Genomic DNA, 12,915 nt, shown 5'->3' on the forward strand with positions numbered 1-12,915 from the left:
GGAACCGCTGGGCACCGCACCCGGCCGTGCCTGCGCACACGGCCGGGTGCGGTGGCGCGCACAGGCCACGGAACCCGCCACCACCCACGAAGCCGCCACCACCCACGAAGCCGCGAACCCACCAACAGGAAGCCGCTCCCGCGAAGAAGAGAACCCCCGGGAACCGCCGCTCGGGATCCGCCGTCCCGCAGACCACATCCCGGGAACTCCGGGAGAGTCCCGCCCGTCCACTCATCCCCGTGAGGCAGGAGGACATGTGGCCCCCATCGGCGACCTTCATCCCACCAGCGACCCACAGGTTCTGGACCCCCGAAGACCCCACCTCGACCCCGTCACCAGCGAGGCGTCCCGGCTGCTCTGCGTGGGGGTCCACTTCGACGGTGCGTTCCGCAGGAGGGGCATCGACGAGCTGTGCGTCCACGTGGAGCGCTTCACCGCTCCCTCTTCCGGTAGAGACGCGGTCCGCGTCCTGGCGCATGCCCTGTACGCCCGCCGGGTCCAGTTCGCCTACGCCCAGGCACTTGCCATGGTGTGGCTGACCGGTGTCTTCACCACCGACTTCGTCTTCCTGCTCCTGGTCTGCCCCTGCCTGTTGATCGCGTTCGCGGCGGCTGTCGCGCGATACGCGCGTGCCGTGCCGGACCTCACGTTCCTGCGCGGGGTGGCCTTCCCGGTGCGCTGGCCGGGGTGGCTGAACCTGCTCCACGCCTCCCTGGCGGTTGCCGGGGGCGTGGTGGCCGCCCTCGCGTCGGGGGCGGCGCTCAGCGAGACCGTCTCCTTACTCCTGGGAGGTTGATATGCCGGGCTCCACACCTCACTGGGACGAGGAGTCCCAGCGCTGGCTCTACGACGACGACGTTCCGCCCGGCGGCCCGCCGCCGGGTCCTGCGGGGCCCGCGGAACCGTCACGGCCACAGGGGCCCTCCGAGTCCGCGGATCCGTTCCGGCCACCGACGCACTCGGAGCCCGTGAACCCGTTCCGGGCGCCTGGGCCGTCCGGGCCCCCGAACCCGTTCCCGCCTCCTGAGCCCCCAGCTCCTCGGCGCGATGCATCGCACGGGGAGGAGACACCGCCGGAGACCGTCGCACCACCGCACGGGCCGTGGCCGGAGGCCGCCCCGCCGCCGTACGGTCCACCTCCGTACGGGGGAAGCCAGCCCCCGGGGCGGCCCGCGCCTGGGGCGCCCCCGCCTCCTGGCAGGAACGACCCGGCCCTGAGGGCGCGGCGGATCACGCGGATCGTGCTCGCCGTGGTGGGCTTGGTGGTCGCGACCTGGTTGGTGGCGTGGTTCGGACTCGGAGGCGGCGGCGAGGACCGGAACCGTTCGGCCGGGTCCGCGGCGCCGACGGGCACGGACCCCGCACCGGAGGAGTCGGCCGACGCCTCGGGTGATCCGGCCGGGGAGGCACCGTCCGGCTACGAGAAGGTCCGTGACCCGGAGGGCTTCACCCTCACCGTCCCCCTGGGCTGGCTGCGTGACAAGATCAACGGCACGGACACCGCGGACACCGGGGATGACACCGTCGTCTACCAGTCCCCCGACAACCCGCTGACCCGAATCCTCGTCGATTCGATCGACGAACCGAACAACACCCCGCTCCAGGTGGTCACGTACGGTTTCACACTCGGATCCAGCGACTACCGCAACATCTACCGCGGGCGCGCCGAGGAGCCCGGCCCGGAGAACCCCACCAAGGACGCCGCCGAGTTGCGCTACACCTACGAGAACGCCAAGGAGGGCGTGGTGCGCGACTGCGTGGTGCGCGTCTTCACGGCGGCCAACGACGATCTGTACTCGGTGCGCGCGTGCGCGCCCGCCAAGGACACGCCCAACGCGCGCACCCTGCTGACCATGGCCCTGCGCACCTTCGACCCGGGCCCCACCTGACGGCTCCGGCAGGGCCCTGCGCGGCCGCCGCGTTCCGTGAGAACCCCTAGTCCCGGGAGGCCGTCCACGGCCTCCCGGAACGGGATCGCTGGCCGGAAATCGCCCTGAGGGTGCTGATGGATCGGGCCGTCAGGCCGTGGCGCGCAGGGCCCTGGGCGGCGGCGAGCGGCGCGGCGGAGCCCCGGTCCGGGTGCCCTGGTTTCCGGCCACCCCGCTCAGGTATCGCAGTCCAGGACCGTGCGGCACAGTCCGCACCGCGCCCGCACCCGTCCCCGTACCGGCAGCCGGATCCGCTGATGGCAGGTCGGGCAGGCGAAGGAGACCCGCAGCCCGTCCCCGTCCGCCGTCTCGAACGCGTACGAGCCAAAGTCCGTCGGCAGCGCCCCGCCCGCCACCGGCCCGCCGCCCGTGCCGGCGCGGGCCCGCCGCCGGTCCCGCGCGTACCGCTGGCGTGCCGCCCAGCCCGCTTCCGCGAGCGGGGGCCGGCGGTGCTCGCTCCGTGCCCGCGCCCGGCCCTCGGTGTACGCGGAGTACGCCTGTGGGCTGGTGAACCACGGGGACGGGTCCTCGCCGAAGACGGCCGCCCGCTGCGCCAGGACGTATCCGAACTCCTCGGGGGTGAGGTAGCCGAGCTTCTGGCTCGATACGCGGTCCTCGCGGAAGGCGTCCAGCAGCAGCCATCCCGCCCCGAGGTAGGTGGTCGCGGTGTCGGTGAGGATCTCGTTGGCCCGGGTGCCGGGGAAGGTGAGGTCGAGCCGGTGCAGCAGGACGTGGGTGATCTCGTGGGCGAGCGCGGCGCCCACGTCACGGCGGTGGCGCCGGAAGCGGTCGTTGAGTTCGATGAAGTACTCGGGACCGGCGGTGAGTTCCACGCTCGCCGCGTGCTCCATGGTCCGGAAGCTGACGATCATCCGCGCCTCCGGCAGCCGCAGGTGCCGCACCAGGGCGCGGGCCACCCGCTGGGCGCCGAGGTGGAGGTCGTCGTCGTCACCGAAGGCGACGTCGGCGGGGAGGACGCTCGGCGCGTAGGTCAGCAGGCCGTCGGGGGAGAGCCTGCGGTAGAGCGCGGTGATCGCCGCCCGCACGGTGTCGAGGTGCGGAAAGCCATGGACGACATCGCTGCCGCCGCTCCTCGCCACCACGCCCGTACCCCCTGTACGTCCCGTGTGCCTCACGTGGGGTTCGCCTGGCTCCACTCTACGGAACGGTGACGCCCAAACCTCGTACCGGCGTTGGCCGAAACATGACGCTTGTGGCCTGGCTCTCACGCGCCCATAATCCCGATCATTGCTTGTCGGGACCATGTCAGCCACCCCGCTGATTCGTGCCCGGCCTGACCTGTCCCATCCCCCACGAAGGGCAGTTCCTTGAAGCTTCTGCGTACGCTGAAGAGAGTCGCCGCGGCCGGAGCCGTCATCCTCGCCGCCGTCAGTCTCCAGCCCACCACGGCCTTCGCGGCCGCCCCGCCCGTCGTCGGCGGGACCCGCGCCGCCCAGGGTGAGTTCCCGTTCATGGTCCGGCTCTCCATGGGCTGTGGCGGCTCGCTGCTGACCCAGCAGATCGTGCTGACGGCCGCGCACTGTGTCAGCGGCTCCGGCAACAACACCAGCATCACCGCCACCGCCGGTGTGGTGGACCTCCAGAGCGCGTCCGCGATCCGGGTGCGCTCCACCAAGGTCCTCCAGGCGCCCGGCTACAACGGCACCGGCAAGGACTGGGCGCTGATCAAGCTCGCCCAGCCGATCAACCTGCCCACCCTCAAGATCGCCGAGGACGCGAGCTACGACAACGGCGACTTCCAGATCGCCGGATGGGGCGCGGCCCGTGAGGGCGGCGCCCAGCAGCGCTATCTGCTGAAGGCGACGGTGCCGTTCGTGTCGGACGCCGACTGCCAGCGCGCGTACCCGGAGCTGGTGGGCGAGGAGGAGATCTGCGCGGGCCTCCCGAGGGGCGGCGTGGACACCTGCCAGGGTGACTCCGGCGGCCCGATGTTCCGCCGCGACAACGCGGGCCAGTGGATCCAGGTCGGCATCGTGAGCTGGGGTTACGGCTGCGCCCGGCCGAACTACCCGGGTGTGTACGCCGAGGTGTCGCACTTCGCCGCGGAGATCAAGGCGTCGGCGGCCACGCTCTGACCGTCCCTCTGACGGCCACGCTCTGACCGTCCCCCTGGCGGTCACTCCCTGACCGTCACCCTGTGAACGTTCAGGGGCGCGGACCCGGTCCGCCGGTTCCGTGCCCCGCTCCGGCGCGGGCGCCCCACGACGGCGCCCGCGCCGCACGTGTGTCCGGCGCGAGAGGTGCCACGCGCGCCGAGCCTCTCCACCGGGCCCCCTCCGGGCCGTGCGGGCCGCCCCCCGGCCCACCCCGACTCCGTTCGTCAGCTCCGTCAGCCAGCTCCGTCAGCCAGCTCCGTTAGTCACCTCCGTCAGTCACCTCCGTTAGTCCAAGGACTTCTCCTCCTTTGTCCATGGGCCCCGCCCTCCTCCCGGCGCACATTGGCGGCTGGACGAGAACGCGCCGTACATCCCCACGCCGTACCCGTACACATCCGCACCGTACGGGCGCCGTACGCGCCCTCGTCCGTGATGCAGTCGATGTCGTCAACGAGGAGGACAGAGCGTGAACGCAGCAGATCACGGACCCCGCCGCAGGACCGCCGAGGACGGGCTCAGCCGCCGGACCGTCGTCGCGGCCACCGCGCTCGCGGGAGCCGGGGCCGCCCTCGCCACCCCCTCCACCGCGTTCGCGGCGCCCCGCACCGAGACCCTGCTGCGCTCCGAGGCGCTCGACGTACGGGTCGACAGCGGCTTCCCCCGGATCATCGCGTACACCGACCGCGCCACCGGGGCCGTCCTGCACGGCCAGGAGGACCCGGTCACCAGCGTTCTGATCGACTCCACCGCGCGCACCCCGGGCACGGTCACCGCCCGTGCCCGGCGCGACCGCGCCACCTACGTCCTCGCCTTCGGGCCGACCGAGATCGAGGTGGAGATACGGGTCGCCGGACACCAGGTCCACTGGCGGGTGACCCGGATCGACGACACCCCGGAGCTGAGGGTCGGCACCCTGGAGATCCCCGGGCTCGCCCTGCTCTCCGTCCGCAGCGACCAGCCCGGTGCCGCGCTGCTCGGCGCGCGGATCCAGCTGGACCAGGCGGCCAGCGGCGACACCCTGGTCAGGCTCGCCCCGGACACCCCCGCCGAGGCCAGGCCCACCGGCTGCGCCTATGCCGTCGTCGCCCATGACGGGCTCGGCGGCGCGATCGAGACGAACACGGTCTACGACAAGCCGACCGGCGGCGCGACCTGGGAGAACGGCAGACTCTGGCGCCAGGTCGTGGCCAAGGAGGGCTATGTCGCGGCGCAGTTGGTGCCGGGGCAGTGGACGCACCGGGCGGCGACCGCCCGTACCGGTCAGACCGAGCCGCTGCCGTACGCCACCGTCGTGATCACCGGGGACCGCAACGGGGACGGGGTGGTGGACTGGCAGGACGCCGCCATCGCGTTCCGGGATGTGATGGTCACCCCGCTCGGCGCCGACGAACAGCATCTGCGGGTGGTGCCGCACATCCCGTTCAACTTCGCCTCGCAGGCGACCAACCCGTTTCTGGCCACCCTGGACCAGGTGAAGCGGATCTCGCTGGCGACGGACGGGCTGCGCCAGTACACCCTGCTCAAGGGGTACCAGTCCGAGGGTCATGACTCCGCCCACCCCGACTACGCGGGCAACCACAACAAGCGCGCGGGCGGCCTCGCCGACCTCAACACCCTGGTCCGCGAGGGCCGCACGTGGAACAGCGACTTCGGTGTGCACGTCAACGCCACCGAGTCCTATCCGGTCGCCAACGCCTTCTCCGAGACCCTGGTCGACAAGACCAACCAGCAGTGGGACTGGCTGGACCAGTCCTACCGCATCGACCAGCGCCGCGACCTGGTCAGCGGCGACATCATCCGGCGCTTCGCCGATCTGCGGGCCGAGACCGACCCGGCGCTGAACATGCTCTACATCGATGTCTTCCGCGAATCGGGCTGGACCTCCGACCGGCTCCAGCGGGCCCTGCGCGACCAGGGCTGGCAGATCACCACCGAGTGGGGGCACGGCCTGGAGCGCTCGGCGCTGTGGGCGCACTGGGCCACCGAGACCGACTACGGACCCGACTCCTCGCGCGGTATCAACTCGAAGCTGATCCGCTTCATCCGCAACCACCAGAAGGACGTCTTCGCCGACAAGTGGCCCACCCTGCTGGGCATCCCGCGCACCGGCAACTACGAGGGCTGGGTCGGCAAGACCGACTGGACCGTCTTCTACCGGCTGATCTGGGCCGAGTCCCTGCCCGCCAAGTACCTCCAGGCCCATCCCATCAAGCGGTGGACCGAGCACGAGATCACCTTCTTCGGCCCCACCCGGGTCACCGACGCCGACGGCACCCGCACCATCGTCACCGACGGCCGGGTGGTGTACGAGGGCGGGCGCTACCTCCTGCCGTGGGAGCCGCGCCGCGCCACCAGCCCGGCCAAGCTCTACCACTACAACCCGGCGGGCGGCACCAGCACCTGGAAGCTGCCGCGCGGCTGGGCGGGCGAGTCCCGGGTGGCGCTCTACCGCCTCACCGACCAGGGCCGCGTCCATGTCTCCGACCCGAAGGTCTCCCGCTCCGGCGAGATCACCCTCGACGCCCAACCGGACCAGCCGTACGTCCTCTACCGCCGCCGCGCCCGCGCGCTGGCCGACCCCGACTGGGGCCAGGGCACCCCGCTGCGCGACCCCGGTTTCACCTCCGGCACCCTCGACGCCTGGCGGTCCTCGGGACCGGCGTCCGTCGTCCGCAGCGCCCTCGGCGACCATGAGCTGGTCATCGCGGGCGGCGCGGCGGCCGCCGTCTCCCAGCGGCTGCGCCGCCTCAGGCCCGGTACGTATGTGGCCTCCGTCCAGGTCGAGGTCGGCGCCACCGCGGGCGAACGCCGCCGGGCCGCGCTGGAGGTCCGTACCGCCGACGGCACCACCCACCAGAACTGGACCGACATCTCCACCGCCGTCAACCATGTCGCCGCCGACCGCAAGCACGGCACCCGCTTCCAGCGGATGTTCACCCACTTCACCGTCCCGCCGGGCGGCGGCCCCCTCACCCTCACCCTGCGCGCGGCGGCGGGCGCGCCCCGGATCCGCTTCGACAACGTCCGGATCGTCCCCGGCCGCCCGACGGTCAAGCCCGGCACCCTCGCGTACGAGGACTTCGAGAACGTCCCCCAGGGCTGGGGCGTCTTCGTCAAGGGCGACGCGGGCGGCGCCACCGACCCCCGCACCCATATCGCCCAGCGCCACGCCCCCTACACCCAGCGCGGCTGGAACGGCAAGCTCATCGACGATGTCATCGACGGCACCGAGTCCCTCAAATCCCGCGGCGAGAACGAGGGCCTGGTCTACCGCACCGTCCAGCACCTGGTCCGCTTCGAACCCGGCAAGCGCTACCGGATCACCTTCCGCTACGAGAACGACCACGCCGGCCAGTACGCCTGGGTGACGGGCACCGACGACCGCGAACTGACCCGCACCCCGGTCCCGGTCGCCACCTCCCCGACGGTGTGGACCCATGACTTCACCGCCCCGGCGGACGGCGGCGAGGCATGGGTGGGCCTGCGCAAGACGGGCACGGCGTGGAAGTCGGAGTTCGTGCTGGACAGCTTCGAGGTGCGGGAGGTGTAGGCGGGACGGCGGGGGGCGGCCCCGGGGTGGGGCCGCCCCTCCTCGCGGTGTCATCGAGTGAGCGGCTCACGTGCCGCACCCACGCCGTACTGCCGGGCCAGCCGGGCCTCCTCCGCCTCGCGGAAGGCGACCACCTCCCGACAGCGCTGGCTCATGACGAACTCACCTAGGGACAGACAGAGATCCATGCGCCGGAGGCACACCCCGACCATGAAGGGGCCGTCCTGCGCCCGGTAGAGGCGCACCCCGTAGTACCCCTCGTGGCAGTCGCGATCGTTGTTGAACCGGCACTCCGCACAGGTGACGGGGAGTCGCACAGGGCGGATGCTCTTGGCGTAGAGGGGGTGACCGTCCGGGAGGCGGTAGAGGACGCGCTGGTCGGACGCGCCCGCGGTGATCACCCGCCGCACCGGGACCGCCCTCAGTCGGTTTACGACTTCCCGCATGGCCAGGAGCGAGGAGCCGTCGTCTTCGAGGGAGACGAGCATCCGGACGATGACGGTGCGGCCGTACTCCTCGACGAGGCGCAGAACCCGCGGGACGTGGGTGCTGTCCGGGACGACGATGTTCGCGGAGACCCTCACCCCGCACCGGGCCGCCGTCTCGATCGTCGCGCCGAGAGCGTCGAGTTTCCGCTGGGCGAGCCGTGGTGAGGCGAGACGGGGCCCCTGGACCGAGGCGAGTTCCTCCGGCGTGGTGCCGAAGACACTCAGATTGACCCGGTCCAGCCCGGCCGCCGCGCAGTCGGGGATGACGGCGGCGCCGTTCTCCCCGTTGGAGGTCAGCCCCACCGTCAGCCCCAGCCGGTGAGCCATCCTGGTCAGGCCCGGCAGGTCGGGGTGGAGGGTGGGTTCGCCCCCGGTGAAGTGGACCTCGGATGTGGGCAGGCTGCCCCGGATGGCGGCCAGGGCCACGGCGAAATCGACGTCCGCGTCAATGCGGCGGGGGAGGAAGGCGGCACCGTTCGTCCGCAGGTAGATCGACACACGGCCGGATCCGCCGGGCTGGTCGCGGTCCGCCGCCACGGGCGTGCCCTCGTTGTGGCAGAAGGTACAGGCGAGCCCGCAGGCGTCAATGATCTTCACACGGAGTGTGCGGTCCGGTACTACCGTGACCGGGATCATGGGTGTGTTCCGGGGGGTGTGCGGCATGGCCACCTCCTTGGACGGCTGGTCAGGGAAGGCGCAGATCCTGGACCGTTTCCAGGTCAATGCCGTAGCGGAGGTACACCTTGGTGGTGTTCTCGCTCGTCAACTGGTCCTCGGAGAGGGAGAGCCGTCGAGCTGTGCGCTGTACCTCTTCGGCGCTGTCCGCCTCGATCTCCAGATAGGGCGGGATGAGGGGCCAGGTGTCGATCTCCAGACGGACGGTGCCCAGAAGCCAGGAATCCCGCAGATTCTCCTGGTACGAGCGGGGTGTGAGCCCCAGGTGCCCGAGAAGGGAGTGGGTGGTCTCGAAATCCCCCACGGTGGTCTCCGTCTCATGGGTCCCGTCGATGGCGTCGGAGCTGATCTCCTTGACACAGAGGGTGACGGTGGTGCCGGTGTCGCGGAGCCTGAGCCATCGGCCAGGCATGGCGGGGACGGTGTCGTACACATAGCGGCGCAGGCGTCGCTCGCCGACGTGGTGACCACCGGCATCGGCGATGCGGATGGCCATCGCCGCTGGGTCGACGTTCAGGAGCTTCGCTTCGTACTCGACTCGTGCCATGGGCGCATTGTGCTGCGTCGAGCGCGGGCCGAGCCGTTTCAGTCGCGTTCCCGCATGGATTCGTTCCGGAAGTCATCGGCCCAGGTGCTCAGAAGGGCACGCGCCTCCTCCCCGACCGCCGCGTGACCGGCGAAGAAGTCGAACAGACGCCGGTAGTAGTCGATGTCCTTCGGGTCACGCAGCACGACCTGACCACTGAACAACTCGCAGGTCACCAAGTGGTCGTCATAGGTGACAAAGGTATGGAAGGGGGCGTCTCGTATCCGCTGGTCCAGCGGCAGTACGAGAACTCCCACGGTCGGAAGGCGGGAGAGGGAGACCAGATGATCGAGCTGCACGGCCAGCACCGACGGCTGGCACAGGCGCCAGCGGGCCGCAGACTCGGTGATGAGGAAGTCGAACCGTTTGCCACGGTCGTGGAGCACGGCTTGGCGCTCCAGCTTCAGCGCGACGACCCGGGAGACATCCGCCGGGGCGGGGTCGATGGCGGGAGACATGGCCTGACGCATGTAGTCGGAGGTCTGGATCAGCCCGGTGAGCATGGCGGGCAGGAAGTGCCGCACATGGCGGGCGCCCTCCTCCAGCCGGGCGAGTTCACGCTGCCGATGGTGGAGCCCTCGGCGCACGGAGGCTCTGACGTCTTCGTACTCGGCGTTGGCGACCCTTGCCAGAGCACGTAGTTCGGCGGCGGCGGCACCGTCCACACCCAGGGCGGTGAGGATCTGCTGGACGTCCACGACGGACGGCAGGGTACGTCCGGTCTCGATGCGCGAGACCTTGCTCTGCGACATGCCGCAGCGCACGGCGAGACGTTCGCCGGAGAGACCGGTGGCCCGGCGAAGCTCCCGGAGCGCTGCGGCGAGTTCCAGGCGGTCCCGCCCGGCACGTCGTGGGTCGATGGTCAATCCGCGCCGTACTCCGGGAACGGGGTGGCCAGAGAGAGCGCCAGGTCCCTCCAGCGCCGGTACTGAGAGAGATCCGGCGCGTCAAGGAGGTCACGGCCGAGGGGTGTCCCGTCGGGGCGGTATCGCATCATGACCACGGTCGTGTCATCGAACATCCAGAAGTCCCGCCGGGGTAGTTCTGGGACGGGCCGGTCGGTGACGTCGAGGATGCGGATATCCTCGCCCGCTTCGACGTTGTACCGGTACGCGGCGAACTCGTAGCGCAGATAGCCGGAGAGCGGACGGCTCACGAGGTGCACCCGGCGGACCCGGCGCCCCGCCTCCAGGTGCCTCCTCAGGGTGAGCAGCCAGGGGTCGTCCTCGGGGAGGTCGAGCCTTCCCGTGCTGAGGAACGCCTCGAACTCCTCCTTCTCGCCGTCCACCGTGTAGACGGGGAGCGTCTCCAGCCGGAACGCCTCCCGCTCGAAGCAGTCGAAGAGGCTGGCCCAGCGGTCACCATCCAAGAGCACGGACGGCCTCCCTCAGCACACTCTCGGGGATGGACACGATCGCCTCCCCGTCGGGTGCGGAGTGCGGCAGGAGCTGACCCTGGACCGCCAGGACGGCGGCGCGGTCCGTGGTGTAGACGGCGGGGCAGTCCCCGCTCCGGCAGTCAGGCCCGCCGCCCGAGACACGCTTGAGTTCCATGGGTTTCCCCTCTCGCTCCGCTTGCCTTCCGTGCCGAGGACGGTAGGAGCCGGTGGTTCATGGAGGCAAGCTCTACCCGCGTTCGCGCATAAGTTCAGGGCGGGGGTGCGAGCCGGGCCCCGGGCCCGTCGGGGCGGTCCGGGCCTCGTGAGTGGCCGGGTCCCAGCCCCGCTCCCGCCCCGGCGCCCCCGGCGGCCCAGCCCCCGCTCAGGCCCACGCGCCCCCGCGTCACCGCAGCCCCAGTTCCCCGCCCGCCCCCACCAGTTCCAGCACCCACACCTCGTTCTCGCCCGCCCGCAGCACCGGCCCCGGCACGAACAGTTCCTCCTGCGGGCCCGTGCCCCAGTAGCGGCCCAGACAGAAGCCGCCCACCCAGACGAACCCACGGCCCCAGCCGGGCAGGGAGAGCCAGGCGTCGCCCGGGCCGTCGATCCGGACCGAGGCCCGGTACAGGCCCGGCCCGCCCGGAGTCACCGGCTGGAACGGAACCGCCGCCACCGCCTCCGGGGTGAACGCGTCCAGGCGGAGCGCCCGCGACCGTACGCCGTGCAGATACTGGCGCTCGTGCAGCAGCCCGCCCGTGATTCCCTTGGACTCGCCCATCCGGGGGCCGTAGTTGACCCGGCCCAGGGACTCCACCCACAGCTCCACCTCGCTGGGGCCCGGCACCGGCTCCGTCAGGGTGGTGTGGTCCTCGGTGAGGACATCGGCGAGGACGCCGTCCACCTGGACCACCGCGCGGTCCCGCAGGCCCACCACCCGCAGCGGATAGGGCTGGCGCGGGCCCGGCACCGAGACGCGGTAGCGGACCACGCCCCGGTCGACGCCCAGCTCCTCGAAGGTCGGCGGGGTGGGCGTGGTCCGCTCCTCGTCGCCGAGCGCCTCGATCACCGTGCCGAGCCCGGCCCCCTCACCCGGGGTGAACCGTACGGGCGCGGCGAGCGCGGCCGGGGCGGGCGGCACCTCGGGCAGCGGGCCGTCCGCGTACGGCTCCAGCACCTCCCGGAAGCGCCAGAACTTCTCCGTGGGACGGCCCGCCTCGTCGATCGGCGCGTCGTAGTCGTACGAGGTGACCATCGGCTCCAGGGCCCCGTCATGGGTCGCGCCGGAACGGTTCGCCCCGCCCCAGCCGCCGAAGTTGGTGCCGCCGTGCGCCATATAGACATTGACCGACCCGCCGGCCGCCAGGATCTCCCGCAGCGCGTCCGCCGCGTCCCCCGCCTCCCGTACGGAGTGTTCCTCGCCCCAGTGGTCGAACCAGCCGCACCAGAACTCCATACACATCAGCGGCCCCGACGGGCGGTGGCGCCGCAGCGTGGCGAACGCCTCCCGGGCGCCCGAGCCGAAGGTCGCCGTCGCCGGCACATCCGGCAGCGAACCGCCGGTGAGCATATGGTCCTCAGGGCCGTCGGCGGTGAAGAGCGGGACCCCCACCCCGCACCGCAGCAGCAGGTCCCGCAGCGCGCGCAGATAGCCGTGATCGCTGCCCCAGCTCCCGTACTCGTTCTCGATCTGCACCATCAGCACCGGGCCGCCCCGGTCCACCCCGCGCGCGGCGACCTGGGGCAGCAGCCGGGAGAACCAGCGCTCCACCGGCTCCAGGAAGGCGGGGTCGGCGGTGCGGGCGCGCCGCCCGAGCGGGCCGGTGATCCAGTGCGGCAGCCCGCCGTTCTCCCACTCGGCACAGATATACGGTCCCGGGCGGACGATCGCCCACAGCCCGGCCTCCCGCGCCGCGTCCAGGAACCGGCCCAGCGCCTCCACGTCCTCGTACCGTCCCGGCGCGGGCTCATGGAGGTTCCAGGGGACATACGTCTCGACACAGTTCAGCCCCATCGCCCGGAGCATCGCCAGCCGGTGGCCCCACTGCGCCTCATGCACCCGGAAGTAGTGGAGCGCCCCCGACAGCAGCCGCACCGGCCGCCCGTCGAGCAGGAAGTCCTTCTCACCCACGCTGAAATCCGCCATACCGCCCACCCTGTGGTCTGGTCATCGACCGGTCCATGGACAAAGATCAA

At 71.6% G+C, this 12,915-nt stretch carries 11 protein-coding genes; 4 read left to right on the forward strand and 7 right to left on the reverse strand.

Features of this window, described 5'->3' with window-relative positions:
- Positions 1-256 precede the first annotated feature (256 nt).
- Positions 257-796: a hypothetical protein gene (locus ACFVIM_RS11015; protein WP_384300385.1), complete on the forward strand. Its 540-nt coding sequence runs from the start codon at positions 257-259 to the stop codon at positions 794-796.
- Between the two features lie 454 nt (positions 797-1,250).
- Positions 1,251-1,889 (forward strand): hypothetical protein, encoded by a 639-nt coding sequence (locus ACFVIM_RS11020; protein ID WP_384300386.1) that lies wholly within the window; start codon positions 1,251-1,253, stop codon positions 1,887-1,889.
- 215 nt (positions 1,890-2,104) lie between these two features.
- Here ACFVIM_RS11020 and ACFVIM_RS11025 read toward each other — a convergent pair whose 3' ends face one another.
- Positions 2,105-3,031: a hypothetical protein gene (locus tag ACFVIM_RS11025; protein WP_384300387.1), complete on the reverse strand. Its 927-nt coding sequence runs from the start codon at positions 3,029-3,031 to the stop codon at positions 2,105-2,107.
- A 225-nt stretch (positions 3,032-3,256) separates the two neighbouring features.
- Between ACFVIM_RS11025 and ACFVIM_RS11030 the strand changes: the two genes are divergently transcribed.
- Positions 3,257-4,024, forward strand: coding sequence for a S1 family peptidase (locus ACFVIM_RS11030; RefSeq protein ID WP_384300388.1), 768 nt, complete (start codon positions 3,257-3,259; stop codon positions 4,022-4,024).
- Positions 4,025-4,511: 487 nt separating this feature from the next.
- Positions 4,512-7,595, forward strand: coding sequence for an endo-alpha-N-acetylgalactosaminidase family protein (locus tag ACFVIM_RS11035; protein ID WP_384300389.1), 3,084 nt, complete (start codon positions 4,512-4,514; stop codon positions 7,593-7,595).
- A gap of 50 nt (positions 7,596-7,645) precedes the next feature.
- On the opposite strand, the gene ACFVIM_RS11040 is transcribed toward ACFVIM_RS11035, so the two are convergent.
- The 6 genes from ACFVIM_RS11040 to ACFVIM_RS11065 all read right to left on the reverse strand — a co-directional run bounded on the left by ACFVIM_RS11040 (position 7,646) and on the right by ACFVIM_RS11065 (position 12,865).
- Entirely contained in the window at positions 7,646-8,719 is a 1,074-nt protein-coding gene (locus ACFVIM_RS11040; protein WP_384300416.1) for a radical SAM protein, read from the reverse strand.
- Positions 8,720-8,768: 49 nt separating this feature from the next.
- Positions 8,769-9,305 (reverse strand): class IV adenylate cyclase, encoded by a 537-nt coding sequence (locus ACFVIM_RS11045; protein ID WP_384300390.1) that lies wholly within the window; start codon positions 9,303-9,305, stop codon positions 8,769-8,771.
- Between the two features lie 38 nt (positions 9,306-9,343).
- Complete coding sequence (locus ACFVIM_RS11050; protein ID WP_384300391.1) at positions 9,344-10,210, reverse strand: helix-turn-helix domain-containing protein; 867 nt, start codon at positions 10,208-10,210, stop codon at positions 9,344-9,346.
- Positions 10,207-10,719, reverse strand: coding sequence for a DUF6879 family protein (locus ACFVIM_RS11055; RefSeq protein WP_384300392.1), 513 nt, complete (start codon positions 10,717-10,719; stop codon positions 10,207-10,209). Before ACFVIM_RS11055 ends, ACFVIM_RS11050 begins: the two co-directional genes overlap by 4 nt.
- Positions 10,703-10,897, reverse strand: a complete 195-nt coding sequence (locus ACFVIM_RS11060) for a hypothetical protein (RefSeq protein WP_384300393.1) — start codon at positions 10,895-10,897, stop codon at positions 10,703-10,705. Before ACFVIM_RS11060 ends, ACFVIM_RS11055 begins: the two co-directional genes overlap by 17 nt.
- Before the next feature lie 228 nt (positions 10,898-11,125).
- Positions 11,126-12,865: a beta-galactosidase gene (locus ACFVIM_RS11065; protein ID WP_384300394.1), complete on the reverse strand. Its 1,740-nt coding sequence runs from the start codon at positions 12,863-12,865 to the stop codon at positions 11,126-11,128.
- Positions 12,866-12,915 lie beyond the last annotated feature (50 nt).

Origin of the sequence: Streptomyces sp. NPDC057638 (assembly GCF_042800315.1) — a bacterium.
In the GTDB taxonomy this organism is placed as follows: domain Bacteria; phylum Actinomycetota; class Actinomycetes; order Streptomycetales; family Streptomycetaceae; genus Streptomyces.